At 71.3% G+C, this 23,647-nt stretch carries 22 protein-coding genes; 5 read left to right on the forward strand and 17 right to left on the reverse strand.

The genetic code is table 11. The features are described 5' to 3' along the window. Nucleotides 1–101: 101 nt before the first annotated feature. Nucleotides 102–761 (forward strand): bifunctional DNA primase/polymerase, encoded by a 660-nt coding sequence (locus tag IEY79_RS00580; RefSeq protein ID WP_189105227.1) that lies wholly within the window; start codon nucleotides 102–104, stop codon nucleotides 759–761. 228 nt (nucleotides 762–989) lie between these two features. Here IEY79_RS00580 and ftsY read toward each other — a convergent pair whose 3' ends face one another. The 5 genes from ftsY to IEY79_RS00605 all read right to left on the reverse strand — a co-directional run bounded on the left by ftsY (nucleotide 990) and on the right by IEY79_RS00605 (nucleotide 8,831). After that, nucleotides 990–2,201 carry a signal recognition particle-docking protein FtsY gene (gene ftsY, locus IEY79_RS00585; RefSeq protein ID WP_189105228.1) on the reverse strand — a complete coding sequence of 404 codons (1,212 nt, stop codon included), beginning with the start codon at nucleotides 2,199–2,201 and terminating at the stop codon, nucleotides 990–992. Between the two features lie 88 nt (nucleotides 2,202–2,289). Then, nucleotides 2,290–3,714: a sugar porter family MFS transporter gene (locus IEY79_RS00590; protein WP_189105229.1), complete on the reverse strand. Its 1,425-nt coding sequence runs from the start codon at nucleotides 3,712–3,714 to the stop codon at nucleotides 2,290–2,292. 122 nt (nucleotides 3,715–3,836) lie between these two features. Beyond that, complete coding sequence (locus IEY79_RS00595) at nucleotides 3,837–7,685, reverse strand: SMC hinge domain-related protein (RefSeq protein ID WP_189105230.1); 3,849 nt, start codon at nucleotides 7,683–7,685, stop codon at nucleotides 3,837–3,839. A gap of 179 nt (nucleotides 7,686–7,864) precedes the next feature. Beyond that, on the reverse strand, nucleotides 7,865–8,083 hold the full coding sequence (locus tag IEY79_RS00600) for a hypothetical protein (RefSeq protein ID WP_189105231.1): 219 nt from the start codon (nucleotides 8,081–8,083) through the stop codon (nucleotides 7,865–7,867). A gap of 466 nt (nucleotides 8,084–8,549) precedes the next feature. After that, entirely contained in the window at nucleotides 8,550–8,831 is a 282-nt protein-coding gene (locus IEY79_RS00605) for an acylphosphatase (RefSeq protein WP_189105232.1), read from the reverse strand. A 166-nt stretch (nucleotides 8,832–8,997) separates the two neighbouring features. On the opposite strand from IEY79_RS00605, the gene IEY79_RS00610 reads away from it, so the two are divergent. Further along, the gene (locus IEY79_RS00610) at nucleotides 8,998–9,933 is read left to right on the forward strand and encodes a CAP domain-containing protein (protein WP_189105233.1); all 936 of its coding nucleotides are present in this window, start codon (nucleotides 8,998–9,000) and stop codon (nucleotides 9,931–9,933) included. 127 nt (nucleotides 9,934–10,060) lie between these two features. Here the strand turns inward: IEY79_RS00610 and mutM are convergent, their stop codons facing one another. From mutM to fakA, 10 genes are all read right to left on the reverse strand, one after another. Continuing rightward, complete coding sequence (gene mutM / locus IEY79_RS00615) at nucleotides 10,061–10,936, reverse strand: bifunctional DNA-formamidopyrimidine glycosylase/DNA-(apurinic or apyrimidinic site) lyase (RefSeq protein ID WP_189105234.1); 876 nt, start codon at nucleotides 10,934–10,936, stop codon at nucleotides 10,061–10,063. A 190-nt stretch (nucleotides 10,937–11,126) separates the two neighbouring features. After that, nucleotides 11,127–11,990, reverse strand: coding sequence for a ribonuclease III (gene rnc / locus IEY79_RS00620; RefSeq protein WP_189105235.1), 864 nt, complete (start codon nucleotides 11,988–11,990; stop codon nucleotides 11,127–11,129). Nucleotides 11,991–12,009: 19 nt separating this feature from the next. Further along, nucleotides 12,010–12,183 (reverse strand): 50S ribosomal protein L32, encoded by a 174-nt coding sequence (rpmF, locus tag IEY79_RS00625; protein WP_003965982.1) that lies wholly within the window; start codon nucleotides 12,181–12,183, stop codon nucleotides 12,010–12,012. Nucleotides 12,184–12,185: 2 nt separating this feature from the next. After that, the gene (locus IEY79_RS00630) at nucleotides 12,186–12,794 is read right to left on the reverse strand and encodes a YceD family protein (protein WP_229700545.1); all 609 of its coding nucleotides are present in this window, start codon (nucleotides 12,792–12,794) and stop codon (nucleotides 12,186–12,188) included. 199 nt (nucleotides 12,795–12,993) lie between these two features. After that, nucleotides 12,994–14,190 (reverse strand): F0F1 ATP synthase subunit B, encoded by a 1,197-nt coding sequence (locus IEY79_RS00635; protein ID WP_189105236.1) that lies wholly within the window; start codon nucleotides 14,188–14,190, stop codon nucleotides 12,994–12,996. Between the two features lie 135 nt (nucleotides 14,191–14,325). Then, the gene (coaD, locus tag IEY79_RS00640; protein ID WP_189105600.1) at nucleotides 14,326–14,805 is read right to left on the reverse strand and encodes a pantetheine-phosphate adenylyltransferase; all 480 of its coding nucleotides are present in this window, start codon (nucleotides 14,803–14,805) and stop codon (nucleotides 14,326–14,328) included. Between the two features lie 26 nt (nucleotides 14,806–14,831). Then, complete coding sequence (rsmD, locus tag IEY79_RS00645) at nucleotides 14,832–15,413, reverse strand: 16S rRNA (guanine(966)-N(2))-methyltransferase RsmD (RefSeq protein ID WP_189105237.1); 582 nt, start codon at nucleotides 15,411–15,413, stop codon at nucleotides 14,832–14,834. Nucleotides 15,414–15,605: 192 nt separating this feature from the next. Continuing rightward, nucleotides 15,606–17,810, reverse strand: coding sequence for an ATP-dependent DNA helicase RecG (gene recG / locus IEY79_RS00650; RefSeq protein ID WP_189105238.1), 2,205 nt, complete (start codon nucleotides 17,808–17,810; stop codon nucleotides 15,606–15,608). Nucleotides 17,811–17,907: 97 nt separating this feature from the next. Next, entirely contained in the window at nucleotides 17,908–18,243 is a 336-nt protein-coding gene (locus IEY79_RS00655) for a cupin domain-containing protein (protein ID WP_189105239.1), read from the reverse strand. Between the two features lie 129 nt (nucleotides 18,244–18,372). Then, nucleotides 18,373–20,133 carry a DAK2 domain-containing protein gene (gene fakA / locus IEY79_RS00660; protein ID WP_229700546.1) on the reverse strand — a complete coding sequence of 587 codons (1,761 nt, stop codon included), beginning with the start codon at nucleotides 20,131–20,133 and terminating at the stop codon, nucleotides 18,373–18,375. A 219-nt stretch (nucleotides 20,134–20,352) separates the two neighbouring features. On the opposite strand from fakA, the gene rpmB reads away from it, so the two are divergent. Continuing rightward, nucleotides 20,353–20,538 (forward strand): 50S ribosomal protein L28, encoded by a 186-nt coding sequence (gene rpmB, locus IEY79_RS00665; RefSeq protein WP_003957616.1) that lies wholly within the window; start codon nucleotides 20,353–20,355, stop codon nucleotides 20,536–20,538. Nucleotides 20,539–20,726: 188 nt separating this feature from the next. On the opposite strand, the gene thiD is transcribed toward rpmB, so the two are convergent. Together thiD and IEY79_RS00675 are read right to left on the reverse strand one after the other, a co-directional pair. Beyond that, nucleotides 20,727–21,602 carry a bifunctional hydroxymethylpyrimidine kinase/phosphomethylpyrimidine kinase gene (gene thiD, locus IEY79_RS00670; RefSeq protein ID WP_189105241.1) on the reverse strand — a complete coding sequence of 292 codons (876 nt, stop codon included), beginning with the start codon at nucleotides 21,600–21,602 and terminating at the stop codon, nucleotides 20,727–20,729. A gap of 30 nt (nucleotides 21,603–21,632) precedes the next feature. After that, a complete protein-coding gene (locus IEY79_RS00675; RefSeq protein ID WP_189105242.1) occupies nucleotides 21,633–22,589 on the reverse strand; it encodes a thiamine-phosphate kinase in 957 nt (318 codons plus the stop codon). A 263-nt stretch (nucleotides 22,590–22,852) separates the two neighbouring features. On the opposite strand from IEY79_RS00675, the gene IEY79_RS00680 reads away from it, so the two are divergent. Beyond that, complete coding sequence (locus IEY79_RS00680; protein WP_189105243.1) at nucleotides 22,853–23,086, forward strand: Lrp/AsnC family transcriptional regulator; 234 nt, start codon at nucleotides 22,853–22,855, stop codon at nucleotides 23,084–23,086. Nucleotides 23,087–23,106: 20 nt separating this feature from the next. Continuing rightward, nucleotides 23,107–23,592 carry a DUF3515 domain-containing protein gene (locus IEY79_RS00685; protein ID WP_189105244.1) on the forward strand — a complete coding sequence of 162 codons (486 nt, stop codon included), beginning with the start codon at nucleotides 23,107–23,109 and terminating at the stop codon, nucleotides 23,590–23,592. The last annotated feature ends 55 nt before the right edge of the window (nucleotides 23,593–23,647 follow it).

Raw genomic sequence — 23,647 nt, forward strand, 5'->3', positions numbered from 1 at the left:
CCGCGCCGCCGACACGAGGGCCGAACGACAAGATGTCGACGGAGGGTCACAACACGACTCCACATCGTAACTACCCGCGAGTTCGACCCGTTGGAGGGGGCATGGGCTTCACGATCGGCGGAATCCGGGAGATGCGGTCCGGTTCACGGCGCCGCGGCCGCACCACCGAGTGCACGACAGTGGCCGAGTACACAGGGCTCTGGGGCTGGGACGTCGCCCCCGGCGCGCGCGCCGTGGCGGGCCGCTGCTCCTGCGGCGCCGAACGGTGCCGCGCCCCCGGCGCGCATCCGCTGGACCCCGCGCTGGAGGTCCCGGCGGGCGCCACGCTGGACGATGCCGCCAAGGCCTGGTCCGAGACGCCGGGGGCGGCCGTTCTGCTGCCCGTGGGGCGCACCTTCGACATCATCGACGTCGCCGAACCGGCGGGCCGCCGCGCCCTGGTCAGGCTGGAGCGGATGGGGCTGCCCCTGGGCCCCGTCACCGCCACCCCCACGGGGCGGGCGCACTTCTTCGTCGCACCGGGCGCCGCGGCCGAACTGCCGCAGCTGCTCTACCGGATGGGCTGGGACGACGCCGGTCTCGATCTGCGCTGTCTGGGCGCGGGCGACCATGTCACGGCCCCCCCGTCCGATCTCGGCGGCCTCGGGCCCGTCCGCTGGCTCCGGGCGCCGGTCCTGGACACGGCGGCGGACCCGCCCCAGGCGCGGCTGCTGCTCGGGACCCTGGCGTACGTCTGCCATCGCTCGCCCGGCTGCGACTGAGCCGGCCCGCCGTTCCCCCGACCGCGACGCCGTCCGGCACGTCGCCGCCCCGCCCCGTCGTCCCGCTCCGTCGCCCCGTCCCCCCGTTCGCTCCGCCGGCTCCGTACGAAGGGCCCCACCGCATGCGCACACGCGGGAGGGCCCTTTCTTCGTACGGTGCCAAGGGTGCCCCGTACGCGCCTCGTACGGCGCCCCTGCGGCGCTCGTACTGCGGTCGTACGGTGCCTTTCAGCCGCCGATCAGCGCGTCGACGAACGCCTCGGGCTCGAACGGCGCCAGGTCGTCCGCCCCCTCGCCCAGCCCGATCAGCTTGACGGGCACGCCCAGTTCACGCTGGACCGCGATCACGATGCCGCCCTTGGCGGTGCCGTCCATCTTGGTCAGCACGATGCCGGTGATGTCCACGACCTCGGCGAACACCCGCGCCTGTACGAGGCCGTTCTGCCCCGTCGTCGCGTCCAGGACCAGCAGCACCTCGTCCAGCGGACCGTGCTTCTCCACGACCCGCTTGACCTTGCCGAGCTCGTCCATGAGCCCGGTCTTGGTGTGCAGCCGCCCTGCCGTGTCGATCAGGACGACGTCCGCCCCCTCGGCGATGCCTTCCTTGACCGCGTCGAAAGCGATCGACGCCGGGTCGCCGCCCTCGGGGCCGCGCACCGTACGCGCGCCCACGCGCTCGCCCCACGTCTGGAGCTGATCGGCGGCGGCGGCTCGGAAGGTGTCGGCGGCGCCGAGCACGACCGACCTGCCGTCGGCCACCAGGACCCGCGCCAGCTTGCCCGTCGTGGTGGTCTTGCCGGTGCCGTTGACTCCGACGACCATCATGACACCCGGGGTGTCCAGACCGCTCTCGGTCTTCACGGCGCGGTCGAAGTCCGTACGGAGGAGAGCGAGCAGTTCCTCGCGCAGCAGCGACCGCAGCTCGTCGGGCGTACGCGTACCGAGCACCCTGACCCGCTCACGCAGCCGCTCCACCAGCTCGTGCGTGGGTGCGACGCCGACGTCGGCGGTCAGCAGGGTGTCCTCGATCTCCTCCCACGTCTCCTCGTCGAGGTGCTCGCGCGAGAGGAGCGTGAGCAGCCCCTTGCCGAGGGTGTTCTGCGAGCGGGCGAGCCGGGCCCGCAGTCTGACCAGACGGCCCGCGGACGGTTCCGGGACCTCGATCGCCACCGGCGGGGCGGCCACGACGGGGTCCTCGACGGCGGGCGGCGTCGCGGTCGCCTCGGGAAGGCCCACCTCCTCGATGGTGCGGCGGGATTCCTCCCGCGACGGCCCCGCCTCGTCGCCGACGTGCGGCTCGGCGGGCGGGGTCGTGATGGTCGGCGTGCTCGACGGTGCCTTGGGCGGCCGCTGCTTCTTCCTGCGGCTGGTGACCACGAACCCGCTGATCACGCCGACGACGACCAGGGCGATGACTACGGCAAGAATGACGATGTCCACCACGTCATCTTCGCAGGCGGCGGCCGCCTTGGGGCGGTGGGGAGATCCCGGGCCCCGACGGGGCGCGCGATCCCGGGAACAGGGCTGGTCAGCCCATCTCCTCCAGCGCCTTGCCCTTGGTCTCGGGAACCCACTTCAGGACGAAGAAGATCGAGAGCAGCGCGAAGGCGGAGTAGATCACGTAGGCGCCCGAGAGATCCCAGTCGGACAGGGTCGGGAACGAGGCGGTGACCGCCCAGTTGGCGATCCACTGCGCCGACGCGGCCACGCCCAGCGCGGCGGCCCGGAGCCTGCCGGGGAACATCTCGCCGAGCAGCACCCAGACGACGACGCCCCAGGACAGCGCGAAGAAGAGCACGAAGGAGTGGGCGGCGGCGAGCGCCACCGTGCCCTGGGCGTTGGGGATGGAGATGTTGGTGCCGCTGCCGCTCTTGTACGAGAAAGCCCAGGAGGCCAGCCCCAGCGACAGCGTCATGCCGACGGAGCCGATCAGCAGCAGCGGCCGGCGGCCGATCCGGTCGACGAAGAGCATCGCGATGACGGTGCCGATGATGTTCACGATCGACGAGGTGAACGAGTAGAAGAACGAGCTGGTGGGGTCGATGCCGACGGACTGCCACAGCGACGCGCTGTAGTAGAAGATCACGTTGATGCCGACGAGCTGCTGGAGCGCGGAGAGGCCGATGCCGATCCAGACGACCGGCAGGAAGCCCACCCTGCCGAGCAGGTCCTTGAACGTCGGCTTGTGCTCCTTACGGAGGTTGAGTTCGATCTCCTCGACCCGCGCGTCCAGGTCGACGCTCTTGTCCTCGACCTCGGCGAGCACGTCCTTCGCCGCTCCGCTCCTGCCGACGGAGATCAGGTAGCGGGGCGACTCGGGGATCAGGAAGGAGAGCACTCCGTAGAGGATCGCCGGGACGACCATCACGCCGAGCATCCACTGCCAGGCCTCCAGGCCGCCGATGTCGCCCCGCTGGTCGCCGTCGGCGATGTTCAGGATGCCGTAGTTCACCAGCTGTGAGACGGCGATGCCGAGGACGATCGCCGCCTGCTGGAACGAGGTGAGCCTGCCGCGGTACGCGGGTGGCGAGACCTCCGCGATGTACGCGGGGCCGATGACGGAGGCCATACCGATGGCGAACCCGCCGATGACCCGCCACATGGCGAGGTCCCAGAGCGCGAACGGCAGGGCCGAGCCCACGGCGCTGATGGTGAACACCACGGCCGAGATCTGCATACAGCGGATACGGCCGATCCGGTCGGCGATCCGGCCCGCCGTGGCGGCGCCGATGGCGGAGCCGATCAGCGCGGCGGCGATCACCTGGGCCAGTTCACCGGAGCCGATGTCGTAGCGGTCCCTGATGGCCTGGACGGCGCCGTTGATGACGGAGCTGTCGTAGCCGAAGAGGAAGCCGCCCATGGCGGCGGACGCCGTGATGAAGATGACGTGGCCGAAGTGCTCGGGAAGGGGCGGTTTGCCCCCGGGCCGAGGCGACTGCGCTGTACTCGTCACATGGGCTCCTGTGGCCGCCCGGAACGGACGCGCCGGGTGGGGTGGAAAGCCCTCCCAGTGGGGCACGGCTCCGCCCCGCCCACCAGCCGCGGTGGGCCGTTCAGCGCAGTCGGCGGTGACGTTCAGCGCAGCCGCTGGCTGATCACCTTGGAGACCCCGTCACCCTGCATGGAGACGCCGTACAGCGCGTCGGCGACCTCCATCGTGCGCTTCTGATGGGTGATCACAATCAGCTGGGAGCTCTCCTGGAGTTCCTGCATGATCCGGATCAGCCGCTGGAGGTTGGTGTCGTCCAGCGCGGCCTCGACCTCGTCCATCACGTAGAACGGGCTCGGCCTCGCCTTGAAGATCGACACCAGCAGCGCCACGGCGGTCAGCGACCGCTCGCCGCCGGACAGCAGGGAGAGCCGTTTGACCTTCTTGCCCGGCGGCCGGGCCTCGACGTCCACACCGCTGGTGAGCATGTTGTCGGGATCCGTGAGGATGAGGCGCCCCTCGCCGCCGGGGAAGAGCCGCGAGAAGACTCCCTCGAACTGAAGGGCCGTGTCCCGGTACGCCTCCGTGAAGACCTGCTCGACCCGCTCGTCGACCTCCTTGACGACCTGGAGCAGATCGGCGCGGGTCTTCTTGAGGTCTTCGAGCTGTTCGGAGAGGAACTTGTGCCGTTCCTCCAGCGCCGCGAACTCCTCCAGGGCGAGCGGGTTCACCTTCCCGAGTTGCTGATACGCCCTTTCGGCCGACCGGAGCCGCTTCTCCTGCTCGCCCCGTACGTACCGCCGTGGCTGATTGCGGGGGTCCTCGGGGTCCTCCGGCAGTTCCTCGCCCTCGGCGGGCAGGGACGGCGGTACGAGCTGGTCCGGGCCGTACTCGGCGATCAGTCCGGCCGGCTCGACGCCGAGCTCCTCCAGGGCCTTGGCCTCCAGCTGCTCGATCCTCATCCGCTTCTCGGCGCCCAGGACCTCGCCCCGGTGCACCGAGTCGGTGAGTTTGTCGAGTTCGTTCTTGAGATCGCGCCCCTGGTTCCGCTCGGCGACCAGTTCCTGTTCGCGGCCCGCCTTCGCCGCATCGGCCGCCGTGCGTTCCTCGTCGGCGCGTACGACCGACACCTCGACGTGCGCCAGCAGTTGCCTGGCACCGGAGGCGACAGCGCCGGCGACGGCCGCCTCGTGGCGCAGTCTGGCCCGCCGCTGTTCGGCGCGGGCCCGTGCCTCGCGCTCGGCGCGGGCGCCCCGGTCGAGCGAGTCCGCGCGGCCGGCGAGTCCCTTGACCCTCTCCTCGTGGGTACGGACCTGGAGCCGCGCCTCCATCTCGGTCTGGCGGGCGTTGGCCCCGTCGGCGGCGAGCCGGTCCCGTACGGACGTGTCCGGCTCCTCCTCGGCGGGTGCCTCCTCCGCGACGAGCAGGCGCTCCGCCAGCACCTCCGCCTCCTCCGCGGCCCGGTCCAGGGCGTCCTGGGCCTTGGCGGCGGCGGCCGAGGTCCGCTCGGCCTCGCCCGCGGCGCCCCGTGCCTGGCCGGCGAGGCGGCCCAGCCGGCCGGAGACGGCGGACTTCTCCCGGTCGGCGGCCCGCCGCCGCTCCCCCAACTCCTCCACGAGTGCCGCGCATTCGGTACGGCGGCCGGTCGCCCGGCGCTGCGCGTCGGCCAACTCCTCGCACCGTACGGCCAGCTCGGCCAGCTCGGTGGCGGCCTCGTCGACGGATGCCTGCACCTCCAGCAGGCTGGGCGCCCCGGCGGAGCCGCCGTGGGCGAAGTGCGAGCCGAGGAGGTCGCCCTCCGCCGTGACGGCGGTCAGTGCGGGGTGGGCGACGACAAGCTCCTCGGCCTCCTCCAGGGTCGCCACGACGACCATGTCCCGGACGAGCCGTCGTACGGCGCTCATGAGGGCGTCGGGGCCCCGTACGAGGTCGACGACGCGGGGCACGGCCAGGTCGGTGACGGGGGTGGCGGCGTGCACGGGGCGGGGGTGGGCGGCCCCGTGGGCGCCGCCGCCGGTGGCGCCGGTGACGGGAACGTCACGCGCTCCCTCCACCTGGCCGGGTACGGCTCCGGACGCGGCGGCGGCCTCGCAGTCCTGGCCCGGTCCCGCGTCCGCCCCGCCGTACGGGGCGGCGTCGCCGCCCGGTGTCCCGGCGCCGGCCTGTCCGGGCAGGCCCGGCGTCGTACCGGAGCCGGTCGCGTCAGCCGGGGCCCCGTCGCCGGAAGCGCCCGGCTCCGTGGCCCGCCCCGGCACCGCGGCCGACCGCGCGGGCGGCTCGCCGCCCAGCAGCAGGGAGGCCCGCCCCGCGTCCTCTTTACGCAGCAGGCGGATGGCGTCGGCCGCCGTCGTCGCGTCGGTCACCGCGATCGCGTCGGCCGCCGCACCGAGTGCCGCGGCCACCGGGACCTCGAAGCCCGGGGTGACGGTGAGCAGTTCCGCGGCGGGACCCAGGAGACCGGCGAGACGGTCCCGCGCGCCCAGCAGCGCGCCGCTGCCGTCCTTGCGGCGCAGCCCGAGGGCGAGCGCGTCGTGGCGGGCGGAGAGGGCTGCGCGTGCGCGTTCGGCGGCCGTGGCCGCCTCGCGCGCCGCCGTCAGCGCGCCCTCCGCCTCGGCCAGCGACCGCTTCGCCTCGTCGTGGCGCTCGCCCAGTTCCCGGTCGTCGGCGTCCAGGCCGTCGACCTCGGCCTTGAGTTGCTCGTACTCCTCCTGCGCGGCGGCCGCGCGCTCCCGCGCCCCGTCGCGGGCCTCGGCGAGCCGGCCGATCTCGGCCTGCGCGGACGCGGCGCGGCTGCGCGCGGCGTTCACCTGCCCGTTCAACCGGGCGAGCCCCTCCCGCCGGTCGGCGATCGCCCGCGCCACATCCTTGAGACGGCGCTCCTCCGCCACCAGCTCGCGCTCAAGGTCGGAACGGTGCGCGACGGTGTCCTCCAGCGCGCGCTCCGCCGCTTCCAGCGCGGCCTCCAGTTCCGCCTCCTGCTCACGGATGCGGGCGGCCTCACGCTCCATGTCCTCCGGATCCCGCCCGCGCCGCTCGTCGTCCGGCGTGGCGGTGGCGCTCTTCACCCGGGCGTCGGCCAGCGAGATGGTGCCCCGTACCCGCTCGGCCAGCTGGGAGAGCTCGTACCAGGTCTGCTGTGCGCGCTGGAGTCTCGGCGCCAGCCGCCGTACCTCCTCCTCCAGCTCCGCCTCGCGTGCCAGCGCGTTCCTGAGCCGGAGTTCCGCCTCCTCCTTGCGCTGCTTGAGTGCCGCCTCGTCGGCGACCTCCGTACGAAGGGCGTCACGCAGCTTCACCAGGTCGTCGGCGAGCAGACGCAGCCGCGCGTCGCGCAGGTCCGCCTGGATGACGGCGGCACGCCGTGCCACGGCGGCCTGTCGCCCCAACGGCTTGAGCTGTCGCCGCAGTTCGTCCGTCAGGTCCTGCACCCGCGCGAGGTTGGCCTGCATCGCGTCCAGCTTCCGCAGCGCCTTCTCCTTGCGCTTACGGTGCTTCAGGACGCCCGCGGCCTCTTCGATGAATGCCCTGCGCCCCATCGGATCGGCGTGCAGGACGGAATCGAGTTGTCCCTGGCCGACGATGACATGCATCTCGCGGCCGATACCGGAGTCCGAAAGCAGTTCCTGGATGTCGAGCAGCCGGCAGGTGTCGCCGTTGAGCTGGTATTCGCTGCCGCCGTTGCGGAACATGATCCGCGTAATGGTGACTTCGGCGTAGTCGATGGGCAGCGCACCGTCGGAATTGTCGATGGTGAGGGAGACCTCGGCGCGCCCGAGCGGCGGCCGACCGGTTGTCCCGGCGAAGATCACGTCCTCCATCTTGCCGCCGCGAAGCGACTTGGCCCCCTGCTCCCCCATGACCCAGGAAAGCGCGTCCACGACATTGGACTTGCCCGAGCCGTTCGGACCCACGACGCACGTGATGCCGGGCTCGAACCGCAGCGTCGTGGCGGAGGCGAAGGATTTGAACCCACGCAGGGTCATGGCCTTGAGGTGCACGCCGCCGGACTCTACCTGCCTCACATCACCGAACGCGGTTTCACCGCTGAATGAGCAGGGCACACCAGACGTGAGAAGAACCGGTTACGGGGGCGGGGGGAAAGAAAGAAGGGACGCCGAAGCGTCCCTTGCATGTTCTTGCGAGAGGGTTTCTCACCTGACCCCGACGGGGGCTGCTGTCAGGTGAGCGCCGGCTCTGCCTGGGGTACATCGATGTCGATGCCGTCGAACGGCGAATCGCCATGGTGCTGTGCGGCGGCAGCGCTCAACGCGTCATTCTCGGACTGGATCCGTACAAGCTCGGATTCGAGGTCCTGGACGCGCTGCTGAAGCCGTCGCATCTCGGCGAGGAGTCGCGGGTCAGAACCGCCGACGTAACCGAGAAGCGCCTTTGCCATGATGGATGGGCCTCCACACTGAGTGACCGACCGAAGCGGTGTGGGTCGTGAGGGATTTCCGCACCCGCACTGCTGGCAGAGGTTCTTCCGCACTGTGTTTCTTACTGCCAAACAGCCAAGGTGCGCGGGGCTTCCAGAGTCTCACCAAAAAGTTTGACGGTCAACACGATCACAGCCCGTCATCGCCGGGCGGCCCAGGGGCGAGCGTTCACACGCGGTGCGACGCCGCCTCTCCTGCGGCCCCGGAGGGCGTGGAGATCATTGTTAACGCGGCAGCTTGGCATGGGACCCCGCTTCTTGGCAACCATCGGTGGGTTCCTGCCGACAGCATGTGCCGGAGGCATACAGGCAGGCCGGACCCCTCCCCGGCCGGACGTGTCCCCGCGTATCTCGACCCGTTCAAGATCGACGGGGAATGATCGAGATCGTTCGCGCGCTCTCGGGGCGTCGCGCCCACCGGTCATGATCACCGGATGGCGAAGGTGTCGTATCCGCCGCGCGGTGTGCCCCAGATCTCAGTGACACCGTCAACACGGCCGGGCGTGTCGTCCGAACGCAGCCAGTCCAGCAAACGGTGGCAATTATCACGCGATCCCTCGGCGACGATCTGCACCCTGCCGTCGTCCAGATTCAGGGCGAAGCCTCTCAGGTCCCCGATCTCCAGAGCGTTTGCCCTGGTGAACCAGCGGAAGCCGACTCCCTGTACTCGACCGCGCACCCAAACGGTGATCCGTACATCTTCGTTCATGCGTGCAAGCTAATGGGCGAATACGACAGTGAGCACTTCGCACCCACCCCGCTTGGCGTACAGTCCCGTCGCAATGAGGGTCACCCGAATGGGTGAAGCGCATTGTCGTTACGAGCGGTGCGGGAGCAATCACGCGCACCTGAGTACATCGAGGAAGGCGCAGCAGATGGGACGCCATAGTCGCTCGGCCGGCGCATCCGCCGCTGAGGACCACGCGGCCGGTGCGGCAGGTCGGCACCGGGGCAGGGGCCGAGGCCGGAAGAGGGGAATCGGTGCCCCCGTACGCACCGGACTGCTCGGTGCCTCCGCGGCGATGGCCATGGGCGCCGTAGCCGTGGCATCCGGGCTGCTGCCCGGCGGGGAGCAGTACACCGTCGGCGGCGGCAGTCTCCCGGGCGAGCAGGTCCGCACCGCGGGCGCGCCCGAACTCCAGCAGCAGGGCGGCTCGACCGCCGAGCCGACGGACGGGGCCTCCACGTCGCCAAGCACCGGCGACGACGGGGCGAGGGAGCCGTCGAAGTCCGCCTCGACGACGCCGGACAAGCCGTCCGCCTCCGCGAGCCCGTCCAAGCCGGCCAAGCCGTCGGACACGCCCGAGAGCGATCCCACACGGAGCCGGAGCGAGAACACGAGCACCAAGCCGTCCGGCAGCGCGCCGACGCCCGACAAGACCAGGGAGAGCGTCTCCACGCCGCCGCGGACGCCGCCGCCGTCCACCACCGCCCCGTCCAGCGCCGAGGCGGAAGTCCTCGCCCTGGTCAACCAGGAGCGGGCGAAGGTCGGCTGTCAGCCGCTGCGTGCCGACAACGCCCTGAACGGTCTCGCCGAGGCGTTCAGCAAGGACATGGCCGAACGCGGCTTCTTCGACCACACCGACCCCGACGGCGACACCCCCTGGGACCGCGCCGACCAGGCGGGCATAACGAACCTGGGCGGCGAGAACATAGCCCGGGGCCAGGCCGACGCCCAGGCGGTGATGGCGTCCTGGATGGCCAGTGAGGGCCATCGCGAGAACATCCTGAACTGCGACTACAAGACCATAGGCATCGGCGCGCACGTCGCCGACGGCGGCCCGTGGTGGACGCAGGACTTCGGCTTCTGAGCCACGGGGCGGCCCCGTCCACGCCGCCCCCGTGCACGCGCAGAACTGAGTGAGGCCCGCGACAGTACGACGTCGCGGGCCTCATCCATGTCGCCGGACCGCGCAGCCGTACGGGGACGGCGCGGTGTTACGGGGCGAGGCGGGGCGGGCGGGTGCGGGGCGGGCGCTGGCAGCGGGGGCAGAAGTAGCTCGACCGGTTCATCCAGGGGCGGCGGCGGATCAGGGTGCCGCAGCGTCGGCACGGTTCGCCCTCGCGGCCGTACACGTCCAGCGAGCGGTCGAAGTAGCCCGACTCCCCGTTCACGTTCACGTAGAGACTGTCGAAGCTGGTGCCGCCGTCCGCGAGCGCGGCGTGCAGCACGTCCCGTACGTGACCGAGCAGCTCGACCGCGCGGGGGCGGGGCAGCGAGGCCGTCGGCCGGTCGTAGTGGAGCTTGGCGCGCCACAGCGCCTCGTCCGCGTAGATGTTGCCGACACCGCTGATGAGGGACTGGTCGAGCAGTGCGCGCTTGATCGTCGTACGGCGCAGGCGCAGCGCGGCGTAGAAGGCCGCGTCGTCGAACTCGGGGTCGAGCGGATCGCGTGCGATGTGGGCGATGACGTCCGGCAGTCCGTCGGGGGTGTTGTCGTGCAGCGAGAGTCCGCCGAAGGTGCGCTGGTCGACGAAGCGGAGCTCGGTCCCGAGGTCGTCCTCGAAGCGGATCCGGATCCGCAGGTGCTTCTCGTCAGGTGCGGACTCCGGCTGGACGAGGAGCTGACCGCTCATACCGAGGTGCCCGAGGATCGATGAGTCCGTGTCGGCGAGCGGCAGCCAGAGGTACTTGCCACGGCGGCGGGCCACACCGAGACGGTGCCCCTTGAGGCGGGCGGCGAAGTCCTCGCCGCCGGCCACATGGCGCCGTACGGCGCGGGGGTGCAGCACCTGTGTGTCGGTCACCGTCCGCCCCGCGACCCAGCGTTCGAGTCCGCGCCGTACGACTTCGACCTCGGGCAGCTCGGGCACGATGCTCCTTCAGGGGCGGTGGGGGGCGGTGAATCCTGCCGGTTCCGGGTCAACTGGCCGAACACGGGGCCGGAGTTGGGAACGCCGACACGGACGGGAACGGAGAACGGAGCGGGCACGAGCTGCGCCCCTCGTGCCGTATCGACACAAGGGGCGCACCGGGAAGGGAACGTAACAGCTCTGCCCAGGATCAGGACTTGGCCGCGTCCGCGGACTCCGAAGCCGTCGCCGTCGCCGAAGAGGTGTCGGCGGCCTCTTCAGAAACGGCGCCGGCACCGGCCTCCGCCACGGTCTCGGCGACTGCCTTCGCCGCCGCCGCCCGTTCGTCCGCGTCGGCCCGGATGGACCGCCACGCGGTCTCCGCGGCCTGCTGTTCCGCTTCCTTCTTGCTGCGGCCGGTGCCGGTGCCGTACGAGACACCACCGACGCGGGCGGCAGCAGTGAAGGTCTTCTCGTGGTCCGGGCCGGTCTCCGTGACGAGATACTCGGGTACGCCGAGACTCTCCGCCGCGGTCAGTTCCTGCAGACTGGTCTTCCAGTCCAGACCGGCACCGAGGTTCGAGGACGTCTCGATGAGCGGGTCGAAGAGCCGGTGCACCAGCTCGGACGCCGCGTCGAGGCCCTGATCGAGATAGACCGCGCCGATCACCGCTTCAAGGGTGTCGGCGAGGATGGACGCCTTGTCCCGGCCTCCCGTGCCCTCTTCACCACGGCCGAGCCGGATGAAGGAGCCGAGTTCGAGGCCGCGCCCCACTTGCGCCAGCGCACGCGAATTGACCACCGCGGCCCGCAACTTGGCCAGTTGGCCTTCGGGCAGGTCGGGGTGGATGCGGTACAGCGTGTCGGTGACCACCAGTCCGAGCACCGAATCCCCGAGGAATTCGAGCCGTTCGTTGGTGGGCAGACCGCCGTTCTCGTACGCGAACGAGCGATGGGTCAGCGCACGTACCAGAAGGGCGGACTCCAGCTGATAGCCGAGCCGCCCTTCCAGAAGCGTGTGGGACGAGGCTGTGCTGACGTTGTCTGCCTTCTTGGCACTGGACAGTTCAGACATCGAGCCTCTCACCAGCCGCTCAGACCTCGAGGACCTGGCGCTTGTTGTAGGTGCCGCAACTCGGGCACGCGATGTGCTGGAGCTTCGGCTCCTGGCAACGCTCACACGAAACCAGGGTGGGGACCGCAGCCTTCCACTGCGACCGGCGGTGGCGCGTGTTGCTGCGCGACATCTTCCGCTTCGGAACAGCCACGGCTACTTCTCCTGCTTCTCGTCGGCGCCCGGGTCGGCGCCGTCCATGTTGTCCTTCTCGCCGTCCTTGATGGTTTCGGCGAGTCCTTGCAGTGACGCCCACCGGATGTCGACGGCGTCGTGGTGATGGTCCGGGTTCTCGTCCAGCCTGATTCCGCATTCGGAGCACAGGCCGGCACAGGTCTCCCGGCACACCGGCTGCATCGGCAGTGCGAGCACCACCGCATCACGCAGCACAGGTTCGAGGTCGAGCAGTCCGTCCTCGATGAAGAACCTGTCCTCGTCGTCCTCGGCGTCGTCGGCCGGTTCCGCCTGCTTGCTGCGGCCCCGGTCGTCGGCGTCAGGGTACGAGAACATCTCCTGGAAGTCCGCTGCCACGTCCTGGCGCACCGGCTCCAGACACCTTACGCACTCCCCCTCGGCCGTCGCACGGGCGGTGCCCGTGACGAGCACCCCCTCCATGACCGACTCCAGTCGCATCCTGAGCTCGACCGGCGCGCCTTCTGGCACTCCGATGACGCCGTCGATGCCGAAGTCCTTGGGCGCCGCCGCGGAGCGGGTCAGCCGCTTGAGCGCGCCGGGACGCCGACCCAGCTCGTGTGTGTCGAACACGAGGGGGTTGCGGTGGTCGAGGCGGGCGTTCAGGGCTGTTCCTGCTTTCGAGTCGTGGGGTGGGCCGCCTGGTCGCTTGACGAGGGGGCGGCCGGATCGCGGACATCACGCGACCGAAGAGCCAGGATACTTGACGGGCCGCCGTAGGCCCAATCCGGTCGTACGCGGACCCCGGGGGCGTACGGGGCACCGCGCGGGTTCAGCGGCCCTGCTCGTACCGGCGCAGCTGCTCCATGTCGATCATGCTCGTGTCGAAAAGGCTGGTCTCGTCGAGGGCGCCCTGGGGGTCCTGCGGCGGCTGCTGGTGCTGGGGCTGCTGCTGCGCCTGGGTGTCGGGGTGCTGCTGCCAGCCCTGCGCCGCCTGGTCGTAGTTCTGCCCGTAGCCCTGGTTGTAGTTCGGGTCGTAGCCGGCGGGGTCGTAGACCGGCTGCTGGGCCTGCTGGTACGCGTACGGGTCCTGCTGCTGGTAGGCGTACGCGTCCTGCTGCTGGTAGCCGCCGTAGGCCGGGTCGGCGTACTGCTGCTGTGCGGCGGCCGGGTCGGCGTACTGCTGCGGGGCCTGCGCCTGCGCGGGGATCGGGATCTGGACCGGCTGCTCCGGGACCTGGTGCGAGGGCCCCGGCTCCATCGGCTGGTGCGCGGGCGCTCCGCCGCTCTGGAGCGACTGCCCCGGCACCTCGGCGAGACCGGACAGATAGTCCGCGTCGCTGGTGTGGCCCTGGCGCCCCGCCGCGTCCTGCTCCGCCATGTGCAGGCCCAGGTCATCGGTGGCGACCCGGCCGTGCAGCTTCTGCCGGCCGCGGCCGACCGCGTCGAGGGTCTTGGAGAGCACGGCCTCGAAGGCGCCGAGCTTGGCGTCGACGTAGTCGTCCGCGCGGCGGATCAGGGTGTCGGGGTCGGCGCTGTACTCCGGGGCGTCCTCGTCGGCGAACCCGTCCTCGTCGAGCCCCGGGCCGCGGCCGAGCAGCTTCTCGCGGCCTCGGTCCACGGAGCCGATGGTCTTGTTGAGCACGACCTCGAAGTTCGCGAGCTTGGAGTCCACGTAGTCGTCGGCCTCGGCGCGGATCTCCTCCGCGTCCCTGCGGGCCTCGGAGAGGATGCGGTCCGCCTCTTCCTGCGCGGTGCGGGCGATCACGGTCTCGGAGATCAGCGTGGACCGCTCCGCGTGCGCCGCCTGGACGATGCGCTCCGCCTCCTGGCGGGCCTGCTCGGAGAGCTGCTCATGGCCGCCGAGCAGTTCCTGGGCCTGCGCGAGCGAGCCTGGCAGGGCCTCCCGTACCTCGTCGAGCAGCGCGAGCAGTTCGCCGCGGTTGACCACGCAGGAGGCCGACATGGGCATGGAACGGGCGTTCCCCACCGCGTCGACGATCTCGTCGAGCTTCTTCTGCACGTCCACCGTGTGCTCGCCACTCTCTACAGCCGGGTTGGAGACGGACGCAACGACTGTACGGCCACTCGGCGCGCGCCCGACACCAGATGACGGACCGTCAGTTCCGGACCCGGTCGGCCGCCCCGTTCCGCGCCCCGTCCCTCACTTGTTCCCCAGGCGCTCGGCCAGCGCCTCCTGCACGAGCGGAGGCAGCAGATGGGACACGTCCCCGCCCCAGGTCGCGACCTCTTTGACGAGCGAGGAGGAGAGGAAACTGTAGATGGGGTTGGTCGGCACGAAGAGGGTCTCGACACCGGACAGACCGTTGTTCATCTGGGCCATCTGCAACTCGTAGTCGAAGTCGCTGACCGCGCGCAGACCCTTGACGATGGCGGGGATGTCGCGCTGCTTGCAGAAGTCGACGAGGAGGCCGTGGAAAGCCTCCACCTCGACGTTTCCGAACTCGGCGGTGACCTGGCGGATCAGATCGATCCGTTCGTCGACGCTGAACAGTCCCTTCTTGGACTTGTTGATCATCACGGCCACGTGTACGACGTCGTACAGCTTGGAGGCACGGCCAATGATGTCGAGGTGACCATTGGTGATGGGGTCGAAGGACCCCGGACAGACGGCGCGGCGCAACTGAATTCCCTCGCTCTCCGGTCCGGTCATCGGGCGTCTTCGGGTGCGGCGGCGCGACCGTACCAAAGGGTTCCTTCGCCGTAGCGGCGTGCCCGCAACGGTTCGAACCCCTTCGGCCAGGTGAACTCCCCACCTCTGGTGCTGCGCTCCACGGTGGCGACGGCTTCGTCATTGAGCCAGCCCTGTGAGCGGAGTGTGAGGAGGATCTCGCGAAGATCGTCATCGGTGACGGCGTACGGCGGGTCGAGAAAGACGATGTCGTACGGGGCACCCGGTGCCGGTCCTGTCACGATCTGCTCGGCTTTGCCCGTACGGACCTCGGCGCCCGGCAGTCCGAGCGCGCGGACGTTGTCCCGGACGGTGCGGGCGGCGCGGGCGTCCGCCTCCACAAGGAGGGTGTGCGCGGCTCCGCGCGAGAGGGCTTCCAGGCCGACGGCGCCGGAGCCGGCGTAGAGGTCGGCGACACGGAGGCCGTCGAAGGTGCCGAGCAGCGCCTCCCAGGTGGAGAAGAGACCTTCGCGCGCTCGGTCGGAGGTGGGGCGGGTGCCGTTGCCCGGGGGGACGGCGAGACGGCGTCCGCCGGCGGCACCGGCGATCACGCGGGTCATGGGTGTCGGGTCCTCGGTTCGTGGGGTGCCGGAGCGGCCGCGGGCCGCGCGTGCGTCGCCACCCACGATATGGCGTCGGTCCTGGAGCGGCCCGCCGGGAACGGCACGGAGGCCGCCCGGAGCGGCGCCGGGGCCGCTGAGCGGAGCCGTACGGCCTGCTCCGGCGCCGCTGAACGCGGCTCCACGGCCCGCTCAGCCCTTGTCGAGATACTGCTCCCGCTCCGTGTCCAGCAGGGCGTCCAGCGCCGTACGCAGCTCCGGGAAGGTGTCGAGCTCCGGGTCCTCGGCGACCACGGTGACGGCCTCCTCCCTGGCAGCGGCGATGACCTCCTCGTCCTCGATGACCGTGAGCATCCGCAGCGAGGAGCGGACGCCGGACTGGGCCTGGCCGAGGACATCGCCCTCGCGGCGCTGTTCGAGGTCGATACGGGAGAGCTCGAAACCGTCGAGGGTGGAGGCGACCGCGCCGAGACGGGCCCGCGCGGGGCTCGCCTCCGGCATCTCGGAGACCAGCAGGCAGAGCCCCGGGGCCGAGCCTCGCCCCACCCGGCCGCGCAGCTGGTGCAGCTGTGAGACGCCGAACCGGTCCGCGTCCATGATCACCATCGCTGTGGCGTTGGGCACGTTGACGCCGACCTCGATGACGGTGGTCGCGACCAGGACGTCGACCTCGCCCGCCGTGAAGCGGCGCATCACGTCGTCCTTGTCGTCGGGCTGCATGCGGCCGTGCAGCACCTCGACACGGAGGCCGGCCAGAGGCCCGCCGGCGAGCTGCTTCGCGATGTCCAGCACGGCCAGCGGCGGTCGCTTGTCCCCGTCGGCCTCGGCCGCCTTCGCGGCCTTGGCGGCGGCCTTCTTCTTCGGCTCGTCCTCGCCGTCACCGATCCGGGGGCAGACGACGTACGCCTGGTGCCCCTTGCCGACCTCCTCGCGCACCCGCTCCCAGGCACGCGCCAGGAAGTGCGGCTTGTCCTGGGCCGGGACGACGTGCGTGGCGATCGGGGAGCGGCCGGCGGGCAGTTGGTCCAGGACGGACGTCTCCAGGTCGCCGAAGACGGTCATCGCGACCGTACGCGGGATGGGCGTCGCCGTCATGACCAGCAGATGCGGCGGCTGCTTGCCCTTGGAGCGCAGCGCGTCGCGCTGCTCGACCCCGAAGCGGTGCTGCTCGTCCACGACGACCAGACCAAGGTCGTAGAACTGCACCTTGTCCTCGATCAGCGCGTGCGTGCCGATCACGATCCCCGCCTCGCCGGTGGCCAGGTCCAGCAGCGCGTGCCGGCGCGCGGCGGCGCCCATGGAACCGGTGAGCAGCACCACCTTGGTGGCGGTCTCCGCGCCGCCGAGCATGCCTCCCTCGGCGAGCTCACCCATCATCTCGGTGATGGAACGGTGGTGCTGCTGGGCGAGGACCTCGGTCGGGGCGAGCATCGCCGCCTGGCCGCCCGCGTCCACCACCGTGAGCATCGCGCGCAGTGCCACCATCGTCTTGCCGGAGCCGACCTCGCCCTGAAGGAGGCGGTGCATCGGGTGCTCGGTCGCCAGGTCGTCGAAGATCTCGCGGGTGACCTTCGACTGGCCGTCGGTGAGGGTGAAGGGCAGCTTGGCGTCGAAGGCGTCGAGCAGGCCCCCGGCGACCGGTTTCCGCGCCACCGCGGGAAGCCCCGCGTCCGCGTGCCGGCGCCGGGCGAGGGCGACCTGGAGCACGAACGCCTCGTCCCACTTGAGCCGGTCCCTGGCCTCGGCGACGTCGGCCTTGCTGTCGGGCCGGTGGATCTTCAGGAGGGCTTCGGGGAGTGTGACGAAGCCGCGTCCCTCACGGAGGGAGGACGGCAGCGGGTCGACGGCCTCGGTGGCCCTCGGCAGCACCGCGTCGACCGCCTTGGTGATCTTCCAGGACTCCAGGCCCTTGCAGGCGGGGTAGATCGGGATCAGCCTGCCCGCGAAGTCGTCGACGGCCTCGTCGCCGGTGTCCCTGCCGAGCGGCACATACGTGGGATGGGCGAGCTGGAGCTTCCGGTTGAACATCGAGACCTTGCCCGCGAACATGCCCCGGCTGCCGGGCAGCAGATCCTTGTGCGGCTTGTGGATACCCCTGCCGAAGAAGACCAGTTGGAGCCGGCCGCTGCCGTCGGTGAGGGTGATCTCCAGCCGCTGGCCCCGGCCGCCGTTGAACTTCAGGATGCGGGAGTCGGCGACCTGGGCGACGACCGTGACGTCCTCGTCCAGGGGGAGGTCGGCGAGGCGGGTGAGCTGGCCCCGCTCCTCGTACCGCCTCGGGTAGTGGTGGAGCAGATCACCGACCGTGTGCAGGTCGAGCTGCTCGGCCATCACCTTCGCGGTGGCGGGGCCGAGCGTCTTCGTGAGTGATTCATCCAGCGCGGACACACGATCCATTGCACACCACATCACTGACATCCGTCGCGCACCTGTGGACAACCCCAGGTCGGAAAGGCGGGTCAGGCAGGTTCGATCGGCGAGGGCCGGGGCCGGATCAGCCGCCGGCCCGCCGGACCTCGGTGACGGCGGTGAGCAGGACAGCGCAGTCCTCCAGGGCCGTCAGGCCGTGGCGCTCGTGCGGGATCGGGCCCACCTGTCCGGCGATCATGTCCTGGTCGCCGGACTTCTTCGTCAGCCGTACGCGGCCGTGCAGTACCTGAAGGCTGGCCGCAGGCGGCGCGTTGTGCTCGTCGAGGGCCGAGCCGGAGGTGAGCGCGATGACCGTCTGCCGCAGTGGTCCGTCGTGCAGGAAGAGATGCGCGCTGCGGCCGTGGGCGCTGGCGCGGGCGTCATCGAGCTGGTTGCGGGCGATCAGAGTCAGGTCGTCCATCGGTCGGCCTCTCACCTCGGGCGGTGCGCGCGTCTGTCATGAGCCGCTTACCCTCCATCGTCACAGGTACCGCGCCCCGTGCAAGCCGTGGCCGGGGCGGGCCGTACGCACGTACGCCGCCCTCCCGGCCTACTCGACGCCGATCAGCAGGGGCACCGACTGGCGGCCGCCTCGGTAGACCACCGTGTCGACGGCCAGGTGTCCGTCCCGTACGTGGCGCTCCAGGCGCTCGGCGAGGGCGTCCGGCACGTCCTCGCCGAGAACGAGGGTGACCAGTTCGCCGCCCGCCGACAGCATCCGGTTCAGAACGGCCTCGGCGGTGGAGGCGAGTTCCGCGCCGATCACCGCGACGTCGCCGTCGATCAGCCCCAGCAGGTCGCCGGCCTGGCAGATGCCCGCCGTGGTCCAGGACTGCCGCTCGGCGACGGCCAGTTCGGCGTAGCGGGTGGCGCCGGCCGCCGACGTCATGGCCACCACGTCCTCGTCGAAGCGGCGGTCGGGCTCGTGCACCGCGAGCGCGGCGATGCCCTGGACGGCGGCCCTGGTCGGGATGAGGGCGACCCGGATGCCTTCGGCGCGGGCCTGCTCGGCGGCAGCGGCGGCGGTGTGGCGCAGTTCCGTGTCGTTCGGCAGGAGGACCACCTCGTGCGCGTGGGCGCGCCGGATGGCGTCGACCAGCTCGCCGCTGGCCGGCGGCTCCCCGGGGCGGGCCAGCACCGTCGTGGCCCCGGCCTCGGCGCACAGTCCGGCGAGACCCTCGCCCGGGACCACGGCCACCACGGCGCGCTGCGCCCGCTCCCGCCGGTGCCCGGCGGCGGCGCCGAAGTGCGTGATGCGGATCCGGTACGGGCGTCCCGCCTCGACACCGGCCTCCACGGCAGCGCCGGCGTCGTCGACATGCACGTGCACGTTCCACAGCCCGTCGCCGCCTACGACGACGAGGGAGTCACCGAGCGCGTCGAGGCGGCGGCGGAGCAGGGCGATGCCCTCCTCGTCCGTCTCCAGGAGGTAGATCACCTCGAAGGCGGGGCCGACGGGGCCGTCGTCGGCCTCGCAGGACTCCACGACGGCGGGCAGCTCGTGCGGGCGCGTGCCCGGTGCGACGAGGGACGGGGCGTCGCCGGTGACGGCCTCGACGAGTGCGGACAGGACGGCGAGCAGGCCCCGTCCGCCGGCGTCGACGACACCGGCGCGGCCGAGGACGGCCAGCTGGCCGGGAGTCGCGTCGAGCGCGACGCGGGCCCCGGCGTACGCGGCGTGGACGGCCGCCCCGTCGCCGCCGTACGCCGCACCGTCGTGGTCCGCCGCGCCCTCGCCGCCCGCACCGCCCGCATCGTCGTCCGTGGCGCGGGCGGCGGCGTCGGCCGCCGCGGACGCCACCGTGAGGATCGTGCCCTCGACCGGATGCGCGACGGCCTCGCGCGCCAGCTGCGCCGCCCTGCGCAGCGCCCTGGCCAGATGAGCCCCGCCGCCTTCCGCCGCCCCGTCGGCGCCGGTCGCGCCCCCGTCCGCGGTCTGCTCCCGGGTCTCGCCGAGCACCTCCGCCATGCCGCGCAGCAGCTGCGCGAGGATCGTCCCTGAGTTGCCCCGGGCGCCGATCAGGGCCCCGTGCGCCATGGCCCGTACGGTGTCGGGCAGGTCCGGTACGGACGTCCCCGTCGCGTGCGCGTCGAAGACCGCCTCGACCGCTCGCGCCGCGGACTCCACCGTCAGATAGAGATTGGTGCCGGTGTCCCCGTCCGCGACCGGATAGACGTTGATCGCGTCGATCTCCTCGCGGTCCCGGCCCAGGGCGTCCAGCGCCAGCGAGCACCAGGAACGCACCGCTGTGGCGTCGAGGATGTGCGGCACCTGGGGGTCCTCCTTGGCGGCCTGGGCTGCGAACTGCACCGCAGAGTAGTCCGCCCGCACCGTAGTGGCAGGTGGGAAGGGGGGCGGGACGAGGATGGGTCCGGACATGGTAGTTTCGTTCAACCGGATCGGGCGTTGTATGCTCCTCCGGTTGCCCGGCGAGAGTCGGGCCATCTCCCCCGGCGCAGCCGACATCGGTCAAAGATTCTGCCGCGCCGGAATTCACCGTAAGTGCACCTGAAGTCTTTGGAGTGACCCGTGGCTGCCAACTGCGACGTCTGCGGCAAGGGGCCGGGCTTCGGCAACAACATTTCGCACTCGCACCGCCGTACGTCCCGTCGCTGGAACCCGAACATCCAGCGCGTGCGTGCCGTGGTCGGTCGGACGCCGAAGCGGCTCAACGTCTGCACATCGTGCATCAAGGCCGGCAAGGTCTCGCGCTGACGTTCTCGTCGTGGCGCAGCCCCTGCGGTTGCCTTGAAAGCCGGTCCACCTCGGTGGACCGGCTTTTTGTCGTGCCCAGCCGCCCGGCCGTGCCCGCTCGACCGTGCCCAACTGCCGCACCGTGTTCCGGTAGTTGACCCAAGGGCTCGTGACCCCGAGACCCGCCGGACGACCGCGCGACCAGCCCGTCAGCGGAAGCGCCAGGCGTGGTCCACGGGACCGATGCCCCCGCCCAGCGCGAAGCCGGCGGCGATCGCACCCGTCACGTACTCCTTCGCGGCGACGACGGCCTCCAGGACCCCCTGCCCCGTCCCCAGCCCCGCCGCGATCGCCGAGGCGAGCGTGCAGCCGGTCCCGTGGGTGTGCCGGTTGTCGTGGCGCGGGGCGCGCAGCCAGTGCTCCTCGCTGCCGTCCGTCAGCAGATCCACGGCGTCGCCGGCCAGATGCCCGCCCTTGATCAGCACCCAGTGCGGCCCGAAGGTGAGCACCGCGTCCGCCGCCCGCCGCATCTCGCTCTCGTCCCGCACCTCCACGCCGGTCAGCTGCGTCACCTCGTCGAGGTTGGGGGTGGCGACGGTCGCCGTCGGCAGCAGCCTCTTCTGTACGGAGTCCAGTGCCGAAGCCGCGAGCAGCGGGTCCCCGTGCTTGGAGACCCCGACCGGATCGACGACCACGGGGGCGGCGGTGCCGGCGAGGAGTTCGGCGACGGTCTCCACCAGCGCCGCCGACGAGAGCATGCCGGTCTTGACCGCCTGAACGCCGATGTCGTCCACGACGCTGCGGTACTGGGCCCGTACCGCCTCCACCGGCAGTTCCCAAGCGCCTTGCACGCCGCGCGAGTTCTGCGCCGTGACGGCCGTGAGCACGCTCATGCCGTGCACGCCGAACGCCAGCATCGTCTTGAGGTCGGCCTGGATGCCCGCACCGCCGCCCGAGTCGGACCCGGCGACGGTCAGAACGCGGGCAGGCGCACGGCCCGGGGGTACGGAAGGCACGGGGGACGCGAGGGACGCGGGGGACGCGGGGGACGCGGGGGACGCGGGGGACGCGGGGGATATCGGCATCCCCCGAATCTACTGGGCCCGCCCCGTTCCCTAGTCCCCGAAGTGGTCCCAGCCGCCCTTGCTCGTCCACGGCGCCCCGTCGACCGTCACCTGCGGCAGCGCCGACGGATTGAGGACCTCGCCGATCACCTTCCACCTGGCGGGCAGTTTGGCGTCCGGCGGGAACGTCGCGACGATCGCGTGGTCCTCTCCCCCGGTCAGCACCCACTGCAGGGGATCCACGCCCACCGCCTGCCCGATGTCGTTCATCTGCGACGGGATGTCGATGAGCCCCGACCGCAGATCGATACGGACCTTGCTGGCCTCGGCGATGTGCCCGAGGTCGGCGACGAGGCCGTCGCTCACGTCCGTCATCGCCGTGGCACCGAGTCCCGCCGCCGCCGGCCCCGCGTGGTACGGCGGTTCGGGCCGCCGGTGCGCCTCCACGAAGGCACGTGGTGACCTGAATCCGCGCGACAGCACCGCGTGCCCGGCGGCCGACCAGCCCAACCATCCCGTGTACGCGACGACATCGCCCGGCTGCGCCCCCGACCTGGTCACCGGCTCGTGGTTGCGCAGATCGCCGAGCGCGGTGATCGCGAGGGTGATCGTCTCGCCCCGTACGACGTCGCCGCCGACCACCGCGGCGCCCGCGACCTGGCACTCGTCGCGGATGCCGTCCATCAGTTCGGTGGGCCAGGTGACCGGGAGTTCGGCCGGGACGACCAGGCCGAGCAGCAGCGCGGTCGGGACCGCCCCCATCGCCGCGATGTCGGCGAGATTCTGCGCGGCGGCCTTCCTTCCCACGTCGTACGCGGTCGACCAGTCGCGGCGGAAGTGCCGCCCTTCAAGGAGGAGGTCCGTACTCGCCACGACCCTGCGGTCGGGTGCGGCCACCACCGCGGCGTCGTCGCCCGGCCCGAGCCGGACCGCCGGGGTGGTGGTGAGCCGGGAAGTGAGCTCCCTGATGAGTCCGAACTCCCCCAACTCGCCCACGGTGCCCTTCACCGAGTCCCACCTCTCGTCGTGCGGCCGGCTGATCCGGCCGGCCTGCTTGTCCGGCCGGGGTTCCGGCCCCCTGCGTCGGCTGCGTGCCCGCGGTCACGGACCGCCGTCGCTCTCGGTCCGTTCGGCCCGTACGTCAACTTCACCGCTCCGTGCGTCACGCCGCCGGTGCCGCCGTACGCGCAGGTCTCCCCGCGGCACTGGGTGACGCGATACCGTGGCGTCCCTTCTCCCCACAAGATCCTCGTGGCCGCCCTGGAGGTTCCGTGGTACAGGCGTACATCCTTATTCAGACCGAGGTGGGCAAGGCGACGGTCGTCGCCGAGACCATCGCGAAGATCCCTGGAGTGATACATGCCGAGGACGTCACCGGTCCCTACGACGTGATCGTGCGTGCGCAGTCCGACACCGTGGACGACCTCGGTCGCATGGTGGTAGCCAAAGTCCAGCAAGTGGACGGGATCACCCGCACCCTCACCTGCCCGGTCGTGCACCTGTAGCCCCCGTCTACGCTTGGCCGGTGACCCTTCCGCTGCGCAGGCTATCCGGCCCCCGATTCGCCCGCCTGCCCGCCGTCCTCGTGCTCGCCGTGACAGTCGGCTGCTCCTCCACGGACGCCCCGGCATCCGTCCCGGTTCCCGGCCCCCCGGCGGAGGAGGCGGCTTTCTGCCGCGCGCTGGACAAGGAGCTGCCGAAGACCGTCGACGGGCACGACCGGAGTGATCCGGAGCCGGATTCCGTGCTGACCGCCGGGTGGGGAGACGCCGCGATCGTACTGCGCTGCGGCGTCCCCCGGCCCGAGCGGATGAGTGACCCCCAGGCGAAGGGGGTGGACGTGGACGGCGTCAACTGGATGCTGGAGGAGCGGGATTCGGGGCCCCGGTTCACCACCACGTACCGCAAGACGTACGTCGAGGTCACCCTCGGCGAGCGGTACCTGCACGACATCGGTCCGCTCTCGGACTTCGCGGCACCGGTCGCCGACTCCGTCCCGCCCAGCCTCTAGCGCCGGGGCCCGCCCGTGGCGTACGGCTCCGAGGGGCCCGGGGCGGACCCGAAGT

It is taken from the genome of Streptomyces camponoticapitis (genome assembly GCF_014646115.1).
Classification (GTDB): domain Bacteria; phylum Actinomycetota; class Actinomycetes; order Streptomycetales; family Streptomycetaceae; genus Streptomyces; species Streptomyces camponoticapitis.